Source organism: Salinibacter ruber DSM 13855 (assembly GCF_000013045.1).
In the GTDB taxonomy this organism is placed as follows: domain Bacteria; phylum Bacteroidota; class Rhodothermia; order Rhodothermales; family Salinibacteraceae; genus Salinibacter; species Salinibacter ruber.
Genome location: NC_007677.1, coordinates 3,415,874 through 3,434,836, shown reverse-complemented (window position 1 = coordinate 3,434,836; position 18,963 = coordinate 3,415,874). Strand labels below are relative to the sequence as shown.

The 18,963-nt window shown below is 66.7% G+C and carries 17 protein-coding genes; 5 read left to right on the top strand and 12 right to left on the bottom strand.

All coding sequences use genetic code 11. The features are described from left to right. Positions 1 to 2 precede the first annotated feature (2 nt). The 10 genes from SRU_RS14545 to lhgO all read right to left on the bottom strand — a co-directional run bounded on the left by SRU_RS14545 (position 3) and on the right by lhgO (position 8,991). Positions 3 to 695, bottom strand: a complete 693-nt coding sequence (locus SRU_RS14545; protein ID WP_237701780.1) for a peptide-methionine (S)-S-oxide reductase — start codon at positions 693 to 695, stop codon at positions 3 to 5. Positions 696 to 801: 106 nt separating this feature from the next. Beyond that, on the bottom strand, positions 802 to 1,671 hold the full coding sequence (locus tag SRU_RS14540; protein ID WP_237701779.1) for a peptide-methionine (S)-S-oxide reductase: 870 nt from the start codon (positions 1,669 to 1,671) through the stop codon (positions 802 to 804). 67 nt (positions 1,672 to 1,738) lie between these two features. Then, entirely contained in the window at positions 1,739 to 2,263 is a 525-nt protein-coding gene (locus SRU_RS14535; RefSeq protein WP_011405478.1) for a carboxymuconolactone decarboxylase family protein, read from the bottom strand. A gap of 134 nt (positions 2,264 to 2,397) precedes the next feature. Further along, complete coding sequence (locus SRU_RS14530) at positions 2,398 to 3,030, bottom strand: TetR/AcrR family transcriptional regulator (RefSeq protein WP_011405477.1); 633 nt, start codon at positions 3,028 to 3,030, stop codon at positions 2,398 to 2,400. A 117-nt stretch (positions 3,031 to 3,147) separates the two neighbouring features. Continuing rightward, a complete protein-coding gene (locus SRU_RS14525) occupies positions 3,148 to 4,152 on the bottom strand; it encodes an IS110 family transposase (protein WP_011405476.1) in 1,005 nt (334 codons plus the stop codon). A 324-nt stretch (positions 4,153 to 4,476) separates the two neighbouring features. Then, positions 4,477 to 5,151 carry a hypothetical protein gene (locus SRU_RS14520; protein WP_043552777.1) on the bottom strand — a complete coding sequence of 225 codons (675 nt, stop codon included), beginning with the start codon at positions 5,149 to 5,151 and terminating at the stop codon, positions 4,477 to 4,479. 95 nt (positions 5,152 to 5,246) lie between these two features. Next, positions 5,247 to 6,005 carry a flavodoxin family protein gene (locus SRU_RS14515; protein ID WP_011405475.1) on the bottom strand — a complete coding sequence of 253 codons (759 nt, stop codon included), beginning with the start codon at positions 6,003 to 6,005 and terminating at the stop codon, positions 5,247 to 5,249. Between the two features lie 53 nt (positions 6,006 to 6,058). Further along, positions 6,059 to 6,934 carry a class II glutamine amidotransferase gene (locus SRU_RS14510; protein ID WP_011405474.1) on the bottom strand — a complete coding sequence of 292 codons (876 nt, stop codon included), beginning with the start codon at positions 6,932 to 6,934 and terminating at the stop codon, positions 6,059 to 6,061. A gap of 149 nt (positions 6,935 to 7,083) precedes the next feature. Further along, the gene (locus tag SRU_RS14505; RefSeq protein ID WP_011405473.1) at positions 7,084 to 7,644 is read right to left on the bottom strand and encodes a peroxidase-related enzyme; all 561 of its coding nucleotides are present in this window, start codon (positions 7,642 to 7,644) and stop codon (positions 7,084 to 7,086) included. A 108-nt stretch (positions 7,645 to 7,752) separates the two neighbouring features. Then, a complete protein-coding gene (gene lhgO / locus SRU_RS14500; protein WP_118827476.1) occupies positions 7,753 to 8,991 on the bottom strand; it encodes an L-2-hydroxyglutarate oxidase in 1,239 nt (412 codons plus the stop codon). Between the two features lie 222 nt (positions 8,992 to 9,213). Here lhgO and SRU_RS14495 point away from each other — a divergent pair, with 222 nt between their 5' ends. The 4 genes from SRU_RS14495 (at position 9,214) to SRU_RS14480 (ending at position 16,136) form a co-directional block, all read left to right on the top strand. Next, the gene (locus SRU_RS14495) at positions 9,214 to 10,311 is read left to right on the top strand and encodes a glycoside hydrolase family 113 (RefSeq protein WP_011405471.1); all 1,098 of its coding nucleotides are present in this window, start codon (positions 9,214 to 9,216) and stop codon (positions 10,309 to 10,311) included. Between the two features lie 69 nt (positions 10,312 to 10,380). After that, on the top strand, positions 10,381 to 11,274 hold the full coding sequence (locus tag SRU_RS14490; protein WP_011405470.1) for a 1,4-dihydroxy-2-naphthoyl-CoA synthase: 894 nt from the start codon (positions 10,381 to 10,383) through the stop codon (positions 11,272 to 11,274). 323 nt (positions 11,275 to 11,597) lie between these two features. Continuing rightward, complete coding sequence (locus SRU_RS14485; protein WP_237701778.1) at positions 11,598 to 14,180, top strand: S9 family peptidase; 2,583 nt, start codon at positions 11,598 to 11,600, stop codon at positions 14,178 to 14,180. 210 nt (positions 14,181 to 14,390) lie between these two features. Beyond that, a complete protein-coding gene (locus SRU_RS14480) occupies positions 14,391 to 16,136 on the top strand; it encodes a DEAD/DEAH box helicase (RefSeq protein ID WP_013062900.1) in 1,746 nt (581 codons plus the stop codon). Between the two features lie 251 nt (positions 16,137 to 16,387). Here SRU_RS14480 and SRU_RS14475 read toward each other — a convergent pair whose 3' ends face one another. Next, positions 16,388 to 16,711, bottom strand: a complete 324-nt coding sequence (locus SRU_RS14475) for a gamma-butyrobetaine hydroxylase-like domain-containing protein (RefSeq protein ID WP_013062899.1) — start codon at positions 16,709 to 16,711, stop codon at positions 16,388 to 16,390. Positions 16,712 to 16,853: 142 nt separating this feature from the next. Further along, positions 16,854 to 17,519: an RNA polymerase sigma factor gene (locus tag SRU_RS14470; RefSeq protein ID WP_013062898.1), complete on the bottom strand. Its 666-nt coding sequence runs from the start codon at positions 17,517 to 17,519 to the stop codon at positions 16,854 to 16,856. 466 nt (positions 17,520 to 17,985) lie between these two features. Here SRU_RS14470 and SRU_RS14465 point away from each other — a divergent pair, with 466 nt between their 5' ends. Beyond that, positions 17,986 to 18,957, top strand: coding sequence for an isoaspartyl peptidase/L-asparaginase family protein (locus SRU_RS14465; protein ID WP_237701777.1), 972 nt, complete (start codon positions 17,986 to 17,988; stop codon positions 18,955 to 18,957). Positions 18,958 to 18,963 lie beyond the last annotated feature (6 nt).

Genomic DNA, 18,963 nt, shown 5'->3' with positions numbered 1-18,963 from the left:
GCTCACGCCCGATGGCGATCCGCCGCGATCGTGCGGAGGGCCTCCGTCGCCGTCGTGGGCAGGCCGAGGCGGGCCGCGTCGTCCGTGAGCCGGGTCGGGGAGCGGTGGCCGCCGACGTATCCGTTTGCGAGGGCCGCGGCGGGCGAATCGGCAAAGGCCCGATCCGCCGGGTACACGGCCCGAAGCGGGTCGGCGACCGCGGAGTGGCGGCGGAGCTTGTGCTTCTGGTGGTAGGGCTCGGCGCGGGTGAAGGGGGCGTCCGCAATGATTTCGGTACTGAGCGCCCCGTCGTGGGCGGCAGCGACATCGGATCTCGACGCACGGGCCTGTTCGGCCTGTTCGGGCGTGGCCGGGAAGAGGGCTGACTGGTACTGCCGCTTGAGCGGCGCCCGCGTGGGGTCGTGGGCGGTCCAGAAGAGGGCCAGCAGGTCGGCGTACGAAATCTGATCCGGGTCGTACGCCACGCGGACGGTCTCGATGTGGTCGCCAATGTCCTCGTAGGTGGGGGCGGGCGTCCCGCCGCCGGCGTATCCCACCGTGGTGCGCACCACTCCCTCCTGGGCGCCGAAGAGGGCGTCCGGGCCCCAGAAGCACCACAGCCCGAAGGCGGCGTGGGACAGGTCGGCCGGGGCACGGCGGTCCATGGGCGGCATGTCCATCGAGGCGTCGGCGGGGGGCGTCGAGGAAGAGGGCATAGGGAGGAAGGAGGCATGGAAGGGTGGACACGAAAAGTCCCGGGTGGCCCCGGTGAGCGTTCGGCGGGTCCACGGAGGGGACAAAAAACAAAAAGAAGCCTCGACGCTACGTGGATCGTCCCGCCTGTACGAAGGCGTTCCAGCTTCCGTGCCGTCGGGCCGCCGCACGGAGCGTCGAGAGGGCGTCGGCGGGAAGTCCGAGTCGGTCTTGGTCGTCGGCGAGGCGGGAGGGATGGCGGTGGCCGCCGAGGTAGCCGGTGGCGAGCGTGGCCGCGGGGGACCGGGCCAGCGCTCGTGCGTCCGGGAGCCGGGCCTGGAGGGCGGCCGTCACGTCGTCGTGGCGCCGGAGCAGGTGCTTCTGGTGTCGGAGCGCGGCGGCGCAAAAGTTGCCGTCGCCAACGATCTCAACACGCTCGGCCCGCTCGTCCTGCGCGACGGCGTCGGCCCACGCGGCCCGCGCCTGTTCCGCCTGCTCTGCGTTCTGGGGCACGAGCAGGGGCTGGTACCGGCGCTTGGCGGGCGTCAGGGTCGGATCGAACAGGGACCAGAAGCGATCCAGGAGGGCGGTGTAGCGGAGCCGGGCCGGGGCGTACTCGACCCGTACCGCCTCGGCGTGGTCCCCAAGCGTGGCGTACGCGGGATCGGGAGCCTGTCCGCCGGCATAGCCGACTGTGGTGCGGACCACGCCGTCCAGCGCCCCAAAGGCTGCCTCCACGTTCCAGAAACACCCGAGGGCCACGACGGCGGCCTCGAGGTCGGTCGGAGCGGTCTGGTCCATTGGGGGCGGCTGCATCGCTGCGTCGGTCGGGGGCGCCATCGGGGCGGCGGGGTGCTCGTCGAACGTGCGGACGGGGACGTTGATTGCGCAGTCCGGTCGGGTGGGCTCCGGCCCGGAGGAACGGGGCGTCGCCCCAACAAAAAACGCCGACCGTCCCCCGAGGGGGGAGGCCGGCGCACTCGGTCGGCGGCGATTCATCGCCGCCGTCTTGGTGGGGGCGTCAAGCAGTTTCCGACATGCAGTTTCCGACATGAAGGGCCAGACCCTACGTCTGGAATGGCTCGTCGACTTCCGTATCGGCAATGTGGTTTACGTAGTTGCTGATCGTCTTGATGCCGGCGAGCGCAACAATCTCGTAGAGTTCCGGCCGCTCCAGGCCGAGGTCCGCAAACTCCGCCTCGTCGACGTCGGAGAGCCAGCCGCGCTTGCCGAAAATGCGGCGCGTGGCCCGCACGAGGCTTTTCAGGCGATCGTCGGACGGAAGACCGCCTTCGTTAATCGTCTCGACGGTCTCGGCGTCGAGCCCGGCCTGTTGTCCGGCGACGGCGTGAGCCTTCGTGCAGTAGTGGCAGTCGTTGTAGCTGGAGACGGCGAGAATAACGGCCTGCTGCTCGGCCGCGGAGAGCACGCCGCCCTCCTCCACGAGCGCCTGCGATGTGAGGTAGGCGTCCGCGACGGCAGGGTTCTCATCCGTAATTTCCGTGATGAGGTTGGGCACGAAGCCGAGGGCCTGCTCGGCCTTCTCGTGTACCTGCTCGGCAGCGGTCTCTTCAGCGGTGGTCGTAGCCATAACGAGGTCGAAGGAATGAATGCGTGGGGGTGAGTGAGGATTAGGGCTGTCCTGCCAATTTACTTACCAATAGGTAAGCACATACAGAACAGCAGGGAGTTCCTTCTGCTGTCTCTCTGTGGAAGAGCTGCCGGCTACGTTACAATCGAGTCAATGAGGCGGCGAAGCGTGTCGGTGTACGTCTCCGGATCCCGATGTGGCGTCGTGAGCATGGCGCCTTCGACCGCGGCCAGGAGCACCCGGGCGGTGTCCCGCGGAGAGGGGCAGCCCTGCAGGCCCGCACCCCCGGACGAGTCGGCCCCGATGATCGTGGTGAGCCAGTCCTCCTGCTCGGCGAAAAACCGCTGGGTCTCCCGTTGCACCTTGTCCGGGAGCGTTTCCGCGTCGGCCGCGAGGATTCCACAGAGGCAGAGCCCACCGTCCTCCAGAATCCCCGAAAAGAGCTCGACGTACTGCACGAGCCGTTCGCGGAGGGTCTCGTGCTGGTCTACGAGGGCCGCCCGTGTCTGGCTGCTCTGCCGCCGGTACCGGCGCACCAGTGCCTGCCCGAGGTCGGCCTTGGCAGGAAAGTGGTAGTGAATGGCCGTCGTGGTGAGGTCCAGCTCGTCGGCGAGGTCCCCGTAGCTGACGGCGTTGTAGCCGCGCCGCTGAATGTGGGCCTCGGCCACGTCCAGGATCTGATTGGCCGTGGTATCGGATTCTGTAGGCGAGCCGGACGAGGTCTGCATGCCGACCATGGTCTTGATGTACCAGTCAGTAAGTCCCACGGCAGTGGACGTGCAGTGGTGGGCACGGTTCCAACGATTGGGGGGACTGAGACCGTCCGCAGGGCGTCGGAGGAGCGTGTGCCTCCCAAACAGATGCTGTGGTGAATGTCAAGCATATCAGGTTCCTGGATGCAGCGACGGGTCGAAGGGACGACCGGACTTCAGCACGCCATAGCAGATGTGCAAAAGCTTCCGCATCGCGGCCCCAATGACGACCATCTTCTTCTTTCCCCGCTTCTTGAGACGTTCTCCGAATGCCTTCACTGCTGAGTTGAACCGAAGGGCCGTCATCGCCGGAAAGTACATCGCTCGGCGCAGCCGTCCGTTGCCAACCTTCGACATCTGTGGACTGCCGCGGACGGAGGTGCCGGACTTTCGGTGACGGGGCACAAGGCCTGCGTAAGCAGCCGCCTGGCGCGCGCTTTCGAAACGCTCGGGAGATCCGAGTTCACCTGCGACGATCGCAGCAGTTTGAAGCCCAACCCCTGGAATCGTCTCCAACAGCGAGCACTGTCGCTCCAGCTTCGGATTTTCCTCGACATGCTCTTCGATTTCTTCCTCTAAATCTTCGATCTGGCGTTCGATCTCTTCAAGGAGGCCGCGGTGCGCACGGCGAACCGCCTCATCCTCTGCCTCATCCAACCGGTTTTGCGTCCGTGTTTTCTCCTTCTTCAGGGCCTGCCGGGCTCGCGTGAGTTCTTGAAGCCGGCTCTCCGCTGCTGTAGGCGGCTCCCACGGCCGAGGGGTTTCCCGCCAGCCGAAGCGTGCAATTAGGGCCGCATCGGCAGAATCAGTCTTCGTACGTTGCAGCTGGCTCGAAGCGTATCCCTTGATCCGCCTCGGATTGACGACGCTAACTCGGTAATCTTCCTCGTAGAGACGCTGGGCAATGACCTTTTCGAAGTCGCCGCTAGCCTCCATACATACGCTAGTTTCTTCAGGCCCCGCTCCACGGCCTGAAAGCCAGCGCAAAAGCTCATCGTGACCATCTGAATCGTTCGCCACCGTTGCTCTTGCGATGGCTCCTTCCTCGCCGCGCAAGGCGACCTCCAAAGCCTCCTTGCCGACATCGATTCCCAGAGAAAACGCCAAGTTGCTCGAACTGCTCGGTGCCTCTTCCATGCTGGTAAATGCAGGATCTATGTCCTAAGTAGGCTCGATGCCCTATGATGCTGTTCGGAGTCGAACGCACCGAAATGGGAAGCAGGACCTGATTCTGTTTGACGGGCTCACCGATGCTCGAAGCATCGGGGCCAAAGCTTCTCACCAGGGGTCCCGCCTCCCGTCCGAGCGTCCTCGGATTTCTCCCGACTATTCCGGGAAGGTGCCCCTCTCACGAGGGAAAATCAACATACCAGCTTCTCAATGTGTCGCCCACTCAAAGAGACACGTGGAGGACTGCCTTCCGGGCGTCAGGATGTAAGGCCTGTCAGGGCCCGTGCTCCCTCAGTTGACCTCGAAACGGTCAGTGAGCTGCCCGCACCATTGGAGGTACAAGACGCTCAGGACAACCGGAAGAATCGGGGCCGAAAAGACGATCCAGGCGAGCAGGGTCGAAAAATCCCACTGGGCCACCCGAGAAAAGACCGGCATCATACACAGAAAGTAGACAAAGCCGACCAGGACGACGGCGTAGTTCAGCCGGATCCTCAGGGTATCGGAGAGGCCGGTTGAGAACAGATACAATGGGTACCGCTCGGCAACAACGGTGCCGCCCATAAGCACTGCGAGGCCGACCATGGCGAGGAGGAGGGCAGTTCTCCCGGACCACTTCGTCGCAGACTCCGGGGCGGAGGAACGGTCGGAGGCGTCGGGGAACGGATCCTCGGGGCGTACAATTTCGTCGTTCTTAGCGATCACGACGCACTGCTCCGCAAACTCTCGGCAGTTGGAGAGGGCAGTGGCTCGGGCGTTCTGGAGAGACGGCTGTCCGTGGGCGCTTCCCCATCCGCCACGACCCAGGGCAAAGGCGCGATTCGGCGCCTGCTGGGTGTACGCGTCGAAGTCGGAGCGGATCGTTTCGGGAAGATACGCGGGGACGTCCTGACCGAAGAGGGAGAGCGGTCCCCCGCAGACCATCACGAGGAGTGTGACGACGAAAGGTCCCGAACGGCCCTTCATGATCGGTGCTCCGTCTGGTTGGATGCCCGTGTGTCTGATGGATGGCCCGGAAATGTGCCTGTAGACACGACGAGATACGACTGGGGATCCCTCAGTCATCGATGCTCCGGGTTGGGGTGATCGAAGCGGCAGCCGGCCTCCCACTCCGAGCGCTGGTTGCCGTGGGCGGGGACGCCCCCAGCCTCGTGGAGCCGGAGGGCGGTGTGCATCAGGTTCCACGTCATGAACGTGGTGTTGCGCTGGGTAAAGTCGTTGTCGACGCCCACGCGGGAGCCGTCCTCCCGCTTATCGCCGTAGCTGGGGCCGGGGCCGGCCGGGCCGATCCAGCCGGCGTCGGCCTGCGGCGGAATCGTGTAGCCGAGGTGCTGGAGGGCGTAGAGGATGCCCATCGCGCACTGCTTAATCCCGTCCTCGTTGCCGGTAATGAGGCAGCCGGCGGCGCGGCCGTAGTAGGCGTACTGGCCGTCCTCGTTGAGGTCGCCGCTGTTGCCGTAGAGCCGCTCGATCACGCGCTGGCAGACGGAGGATTTCTCGCCAAGCCAGATGGGGGAGCCCAGCACCAGAATGTTGGCGCCCAGGACCTTCTGGTAGAGGGCCGGCCAGTCGTCGGCATCGGCGCCGTGCTCGGTCATGTCGCCGTAGACCCCGGGTGCGAGGTCGAGGTCGACGGGCCGCACGATGTCGACGTCCACGTCGTTTTCCCGCATGATGGCGGCGGACGTGTCCATGAGGGTCCGCGTGTGGGACGACTGGGGTGAGGGCTTGAGCGTACAGTTGATAAAGAGGGCGCTGAGGGCCGAAAAATCGGTGTCGGAGTCGTCGCAGAGGGCCTGCTGTGTGTCGTTGAGGGACATTTTGCGTTGAGGGTTGGGTGTTGAGGGTTGAGCGTCGGGAGGTGGGGGGCGTATCAGGTCGAGGTGAGGGATTCGAGGTGGAGGGTGGCATTGTCTGAAGTCGAGAAGACGGAGCCGTTGGGCACCTCGGTCCAGTCCTCATCGGTGATGCGCTCGGAGGCGACGGCGGTGGCGTGGTAGTCGGCGTCGGCGGGGGGACTGGCGTGGTCGTCGCCGCAGAGCGGGCAGGCCCGGACGGCAGGCCGGTCGAGCGTCCAGAGGGTGCGGTTGAGGCGGGAGCCGGCCAGGGTGGTGCCGTCGGTCCACAGCAGGTTCAGGGCGAGGATGTGCTCCAGCTCGTCGTGGGAGAGGGCCTGCGTGTCGGCGTCGGTCGGAGCGGGCTCCGCGTCGGGGGCCTCCGCCGCCACCCACGACTGGACCTGCTGGAGGGCCGCCCGGGTCACCGCGTGCAGCGGGGCGTCGGGCGCCTCGTCGCGCAGCTGGAGCAGAAGCGCGAGCACGTGCTCGCTGTCGGTCGTGCCCCGAACGTAGCGGGCCCGCTCGTCGGAGAGTGTGTCGAGCAGGTGGGGCCGCACGGCGTCGAAGGCGGGAATGTGCCCGTTGTGGATGAGGAGCGCGGGGCCGTGCCGGAACGGGTGGGTGTTGGCGTGCGACGGGCCGCCGACTGTGGCCCGCCGGACGTGGGCCAGCACGGTGGTGCCCTCAGTTTGGAGGGCCTTTTCTCGGTACGACTCGCTTTCCGAAGCGGGCTTCACCTGTCGGAAGCACGACGTGGTGCCGTCGGTGACCTGCCCCATCCCCCAGCCGTGCGGGTTGGAGAGGCCACGGGCGTCCTCGCGGCTCTGTTGGATCATCGCGTTCTGGGCGTCGAGCAGCTCGCAGGCGGAGCGGGTCGGGTGGGTGGCCTGAAGGCCGTAGAGTCGGCACATGTGGGTGGGGAGCGAGTCCAGAGTAGAGCTCGGCGAAGCGCCCCTACGTAGGGCGGTTGGAGGAGCGTGTTACACGGCCCCGAACTGACTCTCAAAACGGTCCCCGAAGCGGACGCGCGCCATGGGCTGTCAAGAGGGGGCGGGCAGGGTTAGTAGTTGTAGCCGGCCGCCTCCTCCTCGGTCGCCTCCACGCCGAGGCCGTTGGTGATGCGGTTCACGAAGTTGAAGTAGGAGGTCACGAGCACGATGTCGAGCACGGCACGGTCCGACCAGCCGGCGTCGCGCAGGGCATGCACGTCCGCCTCGGCCATGGCGCCGGGGGCGGCCGTCAGCTTCTCGGCCACGGCGCACGCCGTGCGGAGCCGATCGTCGAGGGCGTCGAGCTTGGTGTAGTCGTCGGCCAACTGGTGTACGCGATCCTCGTCCTGCCAGTAGGCCTGGAGCGCCTCGGCGTGGTGGCGGACGCAGTAGTCGCACTCGTTGGCGGCGGAGACGACGACGGCAATCGCCTCGCGGTCGGCCCGGCTCAGGGGGGAGGCCCCAAACAGGACGGCGTCGTAGAGGTCGAGGTGCTCCTTCAGCGCCGCGGGGTTTTGGCTGTGCACCGTCAAAACGTTGGAGACCTTGCCCCGCTGTTCGGCGATCGTGTCGTAGAGCTCTTTGAGGTCGCCGGTGGCGTCGTCGGGGTCGATGACGTCGATCCAGGCCATATGAGGCTGTGTGTGGGGCGATGAGTGGGCGCGCGGGTCTCTGTGTGCCGGCTACGGCTCTGCAGTTACGGCGCCCCGTGCCGGGGCGCCGGGCGGGAGGAGCGAGGCCTATCCCTCCCCCAGGGCCCCAGTCGACACCTGAAGGTCAGCCAGCCGGTCGCGCAGGTGGTTTTCTACGATCAGCGAGCCGATGTTGAGCGCCGAGGTGGCGGCGGGCGAGGCCGCGTTGATGACGTTCACGACCCGGTCGGTCTCGCGGATGAGGAAGTCGTCGACCAGGGTGCCGTCGCGCCGGAGGGCCTGGGCCCGCACCCCGGCCCACGGCTTCGTGAAATCGTCCAGTTGCACCTCGGGGATCAGCTGGCGGGCGGCCCGCAGGTAGACCCGCTTGCTCATCGACTGGAGCAGCTCGCGGAGGCCCTTTTGCCAGTGGCGGACAGACAGTTTCTGGACGCCCGGATACGTGAGAATTTCCAGGAGCTCCCCCCAGTCAATGTTTGTGAGGCCGTACCCTTCGCGGGCAAATGCGAGGACGGCGGTCGGCCCGCACTCCACGCGCCCGTCCACCGTCGGGGTAAAGTGGACCCCCAGGAAGGGGAAGGCCGGGTCGGGCACCGGATAGACGAGGCGCTCGCAGAGGGACCGCCGCTCCGGCACGAGCTCGTAGTACTCGCCGCGAAACGGCACGATCTTCGTGTTCAGGTCCTGGCCGCTCATCTCGGCGATGCGGTCGGCGTAGAGGCCGGCGCAGTTGACGGCATGGCGGGCCTGCACGGCGCCGGCCGTGGTGTCGACCGTCACGTGGTTCGGGGTGACGTGCAGGTCGCGCACGGCGGCCCCGGTCCGAATCGGGTGCCCGCGGTCTTCCACGCGATCGGCCAGGGCCTCGGCCGCCGCCTCGTAGTCGACGATGCCGGCCGCCGGCACGTGGAGCCCCGCCACGCCCTGCACGTGGGGTTCCAACTCGTGCAGGCGCTCCGGGCCGATGCGGGTACAGTCCACCTGGTTCTGGCGGCCTTTGGCCTCGATCCGCTCCAGCTCGGGGACCTCGCTCTCGTCGGCGGCCACGATGACCTTGCCGCACATCTCGTAGTCGACGTCCTCACGCTCGCAAAACTCGACGAGGGCGCGCTTGCCCGTCCGGCAGTTCTCCGCCTTCAGCGAGCCGGGTTCATAGAAGATGCCCGAGTGAATGACCCCGGAGTTGTGGCTCGTCTGGTGGGCTCCCACCCGGTCCTCCTTCTCCAATACGGCGACGGCGGCGTCGGGGTACTGCTCGGTGAGACGGTAGGCCGTGGCGAGGCCCACAATTCCGCCCCCAATGATGGCAACGTCGTAAGTTGGCATACAGCAATGATCGATCCAGTGCAAAGACCGCGAGGCGTCCCGAAAGGCTCCAGGGACGTGGGCCTTAAGGTACAAAGACGACGCACACTGAAAAGTGCGTGGCGCCGCGCGACGAGTGCCCACCGGTCTGCCGGGAGGGGCGACGGGGGGGCGCCAGAGAGGCAACACCCGAGCCCGCGCAGAGTTTAGGCGACGCGTCCTTACACTAGTGTCCCCAGTCCCGTGCGCCAGCCGCTCCACTGTCTGTGTCTCGCGACTGGGCTCGCCCTCGGCGTGCTTTTCGTCGCCGGGGCCGGGTGCGGAAAGACCGACGGGGCGCCGCCGGCGGCCGCCGACACACTTGCGCCGTCGGAGCCCATCTTCGACGTGCGCTCCGTGACGCTCGATGCCCGCAACCGCCCCGACTCCAGCCTGCTCGTGCGGCTCCGCGACCTCGGCGTGACGCACCTCACCCTGGTCGCGTTCGGGTGGCAGAAGGCGCCCGACGTGCCGACCGTCCGGGCCGACACGGGCGACGGCTGGTACAGCGAGTCGCACCGGGGCGTCCGCGCCCTCGCCCGCCAGGCCGACGCGTTGGGGATGGGCGTCATCCTGAAGCCGCACCTGTGGGTGGGCGGGTACGACGAGGCCCAGGACCGGAGCGACATCGGCTTCGACACCGAGGCCGACTGGGCGGCGTGGGAGGCCGACTACCGCCGCTTCCTCATGCTCTACGCGCGCCTCGCCGCGGAGGTGGACGCCGACGCGCTCGTGCTGGGGACCGAGTTGACCCGGTCGGCCACCGAGCGGCCGGATTTCTGGCGCGGCCTCGCCGAGGCGGCCCGCACCGTCTACGACGGCAACCTCACCTACGCGGCCAACTGGCACAAGGCGTATGACAGCATCCAGTTCTGGGACGCGCTCGACTACGTCGGCGTGCAGGCCTACTTTCCCCTTACGGACGCCACGGACCCGTCGCTCGCGGCCCTCCGGACGGGCTGGGGCCCGCACCGGGCGGCCCTGGCAGAGATCCACGAGCGCACCGGGCGCCCCGTGCTCCTGACAGAGGTCGGCTACCGGAGTGCCGAAGGGGCGGCGGCGCGGCCCTGGGAATGGCCGGAGCGCGACGACGGCGCGACGCCCGACGCGGCCCTCCAGGCCCGCTGCTACCGGGCCTTCCTGTCCACCGTGGGCCGGGCGCCCTGGCTGAAGGGCGGCATCATCTGGAAGTGGCACCCGCCGGCCGAGGTGGAGGGGCCGACCGCCTTCACCCCGCAGGGCAAGCCCGCCGAACGCGTCCTGCGCCGTTGGTTCACGGGCGCGGCGCCCTCACAGTCGTAGGCGACCTCGCGGCGGCCGGCAACGGGGCCGCCCGATACACTCTCCCTTGCACAACCCCTACAGTCTCGCATGGTCTCCGACCTGTTCGCCCCCGACGCGTGGACGCCCGTCGACGGGTTTGACTTTGACGACGTCACCTACCACCGATCGGTCGACCACGGCACGGTCCGGATTGCGTTCGACCGCCCCGAGGTGCTGAATGCCTTCCGCCCGCCGACGGTGGACGAGCTCTACCAGGCCCTCGACCACGCCCGCCAGAGCGCCGACGTGGGCTGCGTGCTGCTCACCGGCAACGGCCCCTCGGAAAAACACGGGAAGTGGGCCTTCTCCTCGGGCGGCGACCAGCAGATTCGGGGCCAAGACGGGTACCAGTACGAGGACGAGGCGGGCGATCCCGACGCGACGCGCCCCGGGCGCCTGCACATCCTGGAGGTGCAACGCCTCATCCGCTTTATGCCCAAGGTGGTGATTGCCGTGGTGCCGGGGTGGGCCGTGGGCGGCGGGCACAGCCTGCACGTGGTCTGCGACCTCACGCTCGCCAGCGCCGAGCACGCCACGTTCAAGCAGACCGACCCCGACGTGGCCAGCTTCGACGGCGGCTTCGGCTCGGCCCTGCTGGCGCAGCAGGTGGGGCAGAAGAAGGCGCGTGAGATCTTCTTCCTCGGCAAGGACTACTCGGCGGACGAGGCGGTCGACATGGGCATGGCCAACGAGGCGGTGCCGCACGAGGACCTCGAAGAGACGGCGCTCGACTGGGGCGAGACCATCAACGGCAAGAGCCCCACGGCCATCCGCATGCTCAAGTACGCCTTCAACATGGCCGACGACGGACTCGTGGGGCAGCAGGTGTTCGCGGGGGAGGCCACGCGCCTGGCGTACATGACCGACGAGGCGCAGGAAGGCCGCGACGCGTTTTTGGAAGGCCGCGAGCCGGACTGGAGCGACGTGCCGTGGCACTACTGAGAAGGGCACCATGGTGCACGGGCACGAGGGCAAACGCGCAGTGATGCTGCCGGGCACCATGACTGTCGGAATGCGGGGGGCGGACGGTGGGTTCGTCCCCACGGTCCGCTGGTGCGGCTGATTCGGGCCGGGATGCAATTCATGGATGGAGCCCGCTGGCGGTTGCGTTCGAGGGGGGCTCTGATGTAGCTTGTGTTTGGTTTTCACCTCACATCCCGTCCTCGCGTCTTCCCGTCAGTTCTAAGTTGTCGTCGATGCACCTCTCGTTCGTCCGAAGCTCCTTCGTATCCCGTTGTTCATCCACTCGTGTATCCACGTGCCCGTTGCTCCTCGTTGGCGCGGTGTTGATGGCCGTGGTCGTGGGTCGGCCCGCGGCGCCCGCGTTTGGGCAGGAGGCCGCCGACGAAGAGGGACGCGTCGGCGGCCCGGGGGCGGCCAACTACGAGCTTGCCGAGCGCTTCGCCCCGTACAAGGTTGAGGACATGGCATACGACCTGACCGTCGATCTGCAGTGGATCGAGGGCCGGGAGGGCTTCTGGTACGACTTCGAAACCGCCGAGGGCACGCGCTACTGGATCGTCGACCCCGAAGACGGCACGCAGCGCGAGCTGTTCGACCGTGAGCGCCTGGCGTCCGAGCTCACGCGCATCACGCAGGACCCGTGGGACGCCAAACACCTGCCCATCGAGAACATCCGCTTCGTCGACGAGAATACGCTTCAGTTCGACGTGACCTCCTCGCAGGAGGTGAAGGACGAGGATGTGGAGGACGTGGAGGAGGAGCAGCAAAAACAGGACAAAGAAGGCGCCGGGGCCGACGAGGAGACCGAGCAGAAGGTCTTCCACTTCGAGTACGACGTCACGACGCAGACCCTCCGCGAGCTCGAAGACTACGAAGAGCCGGACGATCATCCCGACTGGGCCAACGTCTCCCCGGACGGCGAGACGGTCGTTTTTGCCCGCAACTACGACCTCTGGATGATGGATGGGGCGGCGTACGAGAAGGTGCTCGATGCCCGCCGAGGCGAGGATGGGGAGGACGCGGAAGAAGCCGTCGAGGAGCTCGACCTGGAGGAGACGCGACTGACGGAAGACGGCGAAAAGTACTACAGCTACGCGGCCAACAATGATGGACGGGGGAAAACAGACACGAAGAAGCAGGAGGAGAAAGGGGAGCGCAAGGCGGTCGACATCTCCTGGGCGAAGGACTCGCGTCGCTTTGCGCTCGTCCGGTCGGACCTGCGCGACGTCGAGGAGCTGTGGGTCGTGCACGCGACCGGCAACGACCGGCCCGAGCTGGAGACCTTCAAGTACCCGATGCCCGGCGAGGACAGCGTCGGGCGCGACGAGCTCTGGATCTACGACCTGGAGGCGATGGAGAAGACCCGGGTCGCGGACACGGGTTGGACGGATCAGAGCCTCTCGATCCTCGACGACCGGCAGTTTCGCTATCCCGGCTCCGAGGCGCCGCGCCGTCGGGTTTGGCTCTCGGAGGGGTCCGACGCCCTCTGGTACGAGCGGCACAGCCGCGACCGGACGAAGGCGGATCTGGTGGTGGCCGACGCCGAGACTGGGGAGATCGAGCGAACGGTCGTGGAGGAGCGGTTCAACAAGTACTTCCACACCCAGCGCCCGGAGCTGTTGTCGAACGGCGACGTGCTCTGGCTCTCTGAGCGCGACGGATGGTCGCACCTGTACCGCTACGGGTCGGACGGCACGGTGGAGGCCCAGCTCACCGAGGGCGACTGGCACGTCGACGCGGTGAAGGCGGTTGACGAGGAGGAGGGCGTTGCTTACGTCTCCGGCAACGGCCGGGAAGCGGGCGAAGACCCGTACTACGACCACCTCTACCGGGTCCAACTCGACGGGTCGGGGGTCGAGCTCCTGAACCCCGGCGACGCCGACCACAGCGCAACGATGAACGAGTCGGCCCGGTTCTTCGTCGACAACCACAGCCGGGTGGATACCGTCCCCCGGGCCGTCCTCCGAAACGCCGAGGGCGAGGTGGTGACGGAGCTGCAGACGGCCGATCTGAGCAGCCTGAACGAGGCGGGCTGGCAGATGCCGGAGCCCTTCGAGGTGACGGCGGCCGACGGGGTAACGGACCTCCACGGCGTGATGTACAAGCCGTTCGACTTCGATCCGGAGAAGGAGTATCCGGTCATCACCTACGTCTATCCGGGCCCGCAGACGGAGGCGGTGCCGAAGGCCTTCGCCCCGAGCGGGGACGAGGTGGGCCTCGCCCAGCTGGGATTCATCGTGGTGGTGGCGGGGCATCGGGGCGGCCATCCCGATCGCTCGCGGTGGTACCACACCTACGGCTACGGCAACCTGCGGGACTATCCGCTTGCGGACAAGAAGGCCACGATCGAGCAGCTCGCGGCCCGCCACGACTTCATCGACGGAGATCGCGTGGGCATCTACGGGCACTCCGGCGGCGGTTTTTTAACGACGGCGTCCCTCCTGCAGTACCCGGACGTATTCGACGTGGGCGTCGCCTCTTCCGGCAACCACGAAAACAACGTGTACAACCGCTGGTGGGCGGAGACGCACCACGGCGTGGAGCCGACCGAGAACGACTCCGGGGAGGTCTCCTTCGACTTCTCCATCGGCAAAAACTCGGAGCTTGCCGGCAACCTGGAGGGGGACCTTCTGCTGACGACGGGCACGATCGACAACAACGTGCACCCGGCCAACACCTATCGAATGGCCAAGGCGCTGATCGAGGCCGGCAAGCGGTTCGACCTCTTCGTCTTTCCGGGCCAGCGGCACGGCTATGGCAGCATGGACGACTACTGGTTCTGGCTCCGGGCCGAGTACTTCGCCGAGCATCTGCTGAGCGACGGCCGGGACCGTCCGAACGTGGCGCCCCTCCAGCAAGAGACCCCGGCCAGTGAGCGGCCCTAACGACCGGGAGGCGAGGCGAAACGGGGGCCATCTCCCCAGGCCTTATTGGTGCGGCGCCCCGAAAGTAGATCCGGCGGGGCCCGGCACGACTAACTCTGGCTGAAGGCCTTTCCCCTCCGGGCCGTGACCTGTACGTTGGGTGCGGTGTCTGTACCGGGGCCGTCGCCCCGGTCGCCCCGCCGCAGTATCTGTTGTCTCGCAGCCCCCCTTATGTCTGTGTCGTCCGTCTCCGCCGCCGACCTGCCCGGCCTCGACCCGGCCGAGGACTTTTCGTTCCGCGACGGCCAACTCGCCTTCCTCGCCAAGCTGGCCAGGGCGTACCAGGAGGGCCGCACCGACCACCTCGGCGTCTTCGTCCCCGGCTACGGCAAGACACTGACGGCCCTTGCCTCCTTCGCCGTGGCGCGGGCAATGGGCGTGAGCGACACGCTTGTCGTGTTCGTGCCGCGGAGCAACCTGCAGGAGCAGTACGCCGACGCGGACGAGATGGCGCGCATGCTGCGCTGGATTGGGGCGCCGCGCATGCCCTTCTGCGTGGCCGACGCGGACCGCGTGTTCGTCAAGAACCCGGAGATCCCCATCGTCATCGCCACCTACCAGTACGCCTGTGGGGAGTCGGGCAACCGCGACCTGCAGCGCTACTGCAACCAGGGGGCGCCACTCTTCGTGCTCGACGAGATTCACCACCTGCCGGAGGAGGGCACCTGGTCGCAGGCCGTGGGGCGCCTGCCCTACGACTCGCTCATCGGCCTCTCCGGCACGCCCCTCCGCAGCGACGGCCAGCCCCTCTTCGGCGTGCCGCACGACGTGGTGACGGGCGACGACGGCCGGGAGCAACTCCACTACCGCGCCCTCCACGAGGTGAGCCTGCGCGACGCCCACGCCGAGGGGCAGATCCTGAAGCGCATCGAGGCGCACGTGATCGACTACAACATTACGATGGTGGAGGAGGACACCGGCGAGGAGGTGGAGGTCTCGCTTGGGGAGCTCAAAGACGAGGTGGGACGAGACACGTCGCACCTGGACCGCTACTTCGCCCGCCGCAGCCTTCGCTTCCACGACGTCTACCTCGACACGCTGCTGGGCCCGGCCGTGGGGCGCCTCCAGAAGAAGCGAGCCGGCCAGATCGGTGCCGAGGACGGACGCAACCACCAGATGCTCGTCACCTGCATGAGCAACCGCCACGCCGCCGACGTGCTCGACTTTATGGAGCGGCGCTACGGCTGGCTCAGCGCCACCCGCATCGGGCAGGACGTGCCGCGCGACGAGCGGGAGGAGCGCCTGGAGGCCTATCGCCAGGGCGAGGTGGACGTGATGGTGCAGGTGGACATGATTGGGGAGGGCACCGACATCAAAACCATCAGCGTCATCGCCAAGCTCGACCTCGTGAGCGCCCGCTCCAAGACGCTGCAGCAGATCTTTCGGGGCATGCGGTACTACGACGCATGGGACGAGGACGCCAACGTGTGCGACGTGTTCACGTCCGGCGACCTGGGCCTCTCCGAAACGCTGGCCTGGATGACGCGGGAGGTGCAGGAGGGCCTCCGCCGGCGCACGGAAGAGGGCACCTCGCCGGAAAAGTCCGAGCAGACCGACGACCGCTCCGAGTGGGCCCTGACGGGCGTCAACGAGGGGGAAATCGAGACCCACCGGCTGGAGTTGGAAGACAACGGACGGGACTCCAACCTCCAGGTGCAGCGCCAGCCCTTTGAGGAGTCGGGCTCCGATACGCTCGACCTCTCGGCGCAGGAGGAGGAGCTCCGTCAGGAATGCTCGGAACTCGCGACGCGGGTGGCCTACGCGCTGCAGAACCGCGGAATGGATGTCCACATGCGCGACGTGCACGCCAAGGCCAAGGATCGCTTCCGCAAGGCCCAGTCCGACATGAGCCTGAAATTGCTGAAGCGCAAGAAGAAATGGCTGAAGCGGTGCCTTCGGAGCAAGCGGCTCGTGTAGGCGCCGGCCTTGACAAAGACGGGTGGTTTAGCCGATCTTAACAAGTACGGGTGGACATTGCGGGTGAGGAGGCCCGATCCGTCCGCGCCGTACAATCTCGCCAGCCCCCCGTCTTTCCCCCATTTGCCATGAATCGTCGTGTGGTGCGTCAGATCCTGATTGCCCTCGGGGTCTTCGCCGGCATCATTCTCCTGTTCGTCGCCATCGCCCAGGTCACCGGATGAGAACGGAGGGGCGATGGAACTGCCCGTTCACGCGCTGGGCGGTTGGAGGTCCCAAAGTCGGTCCCACCGAAAAATGCCGGCGTTGTGGCCGTCGTCCCACGTGATGCGGATGCCGACGCTCCCGGCGGGCTCGATTTCGAGGTCCGTCCATTGCGGGGGGGCGTCGGACGGCCCGGCGTCGGGGGCGGGCGGGTCGATCCGGTCGATCGCGTCGCCCTGGCATTCGGCACACGGGCAGGCGGCCCGGAGGCGCGAGAGGGGAAAGACGGACGTGTGTCCGTCTGCCCAGTCCACGGTGAGTGTTTGGGCCTTCGTGTCAACCTGGAGCCGGCTCGGCTCGGGCGTGTTCATTCGGGACGGAACCGATTGCGTGCGGGGAAGAGACGGCGGGGCGGAGCCAAATAAAAACGCCGGACCCCTGTAGGGATCCGGCGTGGCATCGCCCAGTGCGATCGGCAAGTCAACCTCGTGGATCGTGCGGCCGAGGCGGCCACTACTCCTCTTCCTGGAACGGGTATACGTCCTGAAGCAGTGCCTGCAGCTTCGTCCGCCCGCGGTTGATGCGGCTCTTGACGGTGCCCATCGGCAGGCCCGTGATCTCCGCAATCTCGTCGTACGCGAGCTGCTGGATGTCGCGCAGCACCACGACCTCGCGGAAGGCCGGCGGAATTTCGTTCATGGCCTCCTGAATGTAGTGGTCCTGGATGGTGCTCTCCGCGTGCTTGTCCGGCGAGAACGACTCGTCCGGAATCTCCATCTCGTACTCCTCGTTGTCGCGGTTGACGGACTGGATCGACTGCATACGCCGTCGCTTCCGCTTCCGGTACTCGGAGCGCGCGAGGTTTCCGGCGATGGTGTAGAGCCACGTCGAGAACTTGGCAATGCGCCGGTAGGAGTGACGATTCCGGTGGACGCGCAGGAACGTCTCCTGCAGCAAGTCCTCGCACCGCTTCTTGTCGCCCAAGAAGCGGTAGAGGTACTGCATCAAGCGATCGGAATACCGTTCCACGAGGATGTTGAAGGCCTCCACGGTCCCGGCTTGGAACTGAGACATGAGGTCCTCGTCGCTCATCTCCTGGAGGGCCTCATGCTGGTTGAAGGCATTCTTGTCCTTCGAGGCGGTCTTTTTGGTGACGACTTCTGCCTTGTCCTTCGCCATGTATGTGGGGGATCGTTCTGTGTAGGAGGAGTGCCGAACGCCAGGAGATTGCTTCCTGGAAGATATAATGTGGAAAGGATTCCGCTGAGTCGCAAGCGGAAAATGCTACAAATCAGCTATGTAGGGGCGTGTTCCCAAACGCGTAACATCGGGACATTATTGTCCAGCAAAATGCGATCCAGGCGGGGGTTTTTTGGGAAGTAGCCCCTAAGATTGTGTGAAGGTCATGCAACTTCCGCCACAACGGCAGGGGAAGGAGCAAGAGACGAGCGATGCGTGTGTCGATTCGTCGGGGCGTCGGGCGGAATCCGGGCGGAATCCGGGTGGAGATTCTCTGTTTTGTTTTCCTATTTATGGGGCCTCCGCGCAAATTATTCAACACACATGTCCTTTGTACACCACCATGTGCGACGTTCCGGTGCGAGTCCATCGTGCTCTTCTCATTGTGGGGACCCTTTTGGGTTGGGTGTGCCTGCTTCCTGTTACGGTGCAGGGGCAGGACGGTCCATCCTCGGAAACGGCCCTCGTCATTCACGGGGGGGCCGGGTCGCTGAGCGCCGACGAGATGAGTGACGACCGGGAGGAGGCGTACCGGTTGGCCCTCCGCACCGCGCTCCAGGAGGGCAACGCAGTGCTCCGGGACGGCGGCAGTGCGCTTGATGCCGTCCAGGCCGCCATCACGACCATGGAGGCCGACACGCTCTTCAACGCGGCCCGGGGGGCGGTTCGCACGAGTGAGGGCGCGGTGGAGCTCGACGCCGCCATCATGGACGGGGCCACCCGAAACGCCGGTGCACTTACGGGGGTACAGACGGTGAAGCATCCGATTCGGCTCGCCCGGGCCATCATGGAGGACTCCTACCACGTGATGTTTGCTCAGGAGGGGGCGGAGGCCTTTGCGGAGCAGCAGGGGCTTGAGCTCGTGGAGAACGAGTACTTCATCACGGCCGCGCGTCGCTCCGGGGAGGAAAAGGCGCCCGCCGACCCGCCCGCGGCACAGGAGGAGGACGAGAAGTACGGCACGGTGGGGGCCGTTGCGCTCGACGCGGCGGGCAACTTGGCGGCGGGGACCTCCACAGGGGGCATCTCGGACAAGGAGTTTGGGCGCGTGGGCGACTCCCCAATCGTTGGGGCCGGGACGTACGCCCACAATGCGTCGTGCGCGGTCTCGGCCACGGGACAGGGCGAGTTCTTCATTCGCGGCGTGGCGGCCCACAGCGTGGCCTCGCGCATGCGGTTCGGGGACCGTCCGCTCGGCGAGGCGGCGCAGCGCACGATCGACGAGATTGAGGAGCTTGGCGGGGTGGGGGGCGTCATTGCCCTCGACCGCGACGGCAACATCGCCACGCCCTTCAGCACCGGCGGCATGTTTCGGGCCTACGTCGCTCCGGACGGCACCACGGCGGTCCGGATCTTCGACGCGGCGGCCGAAGAGTGACGGGCA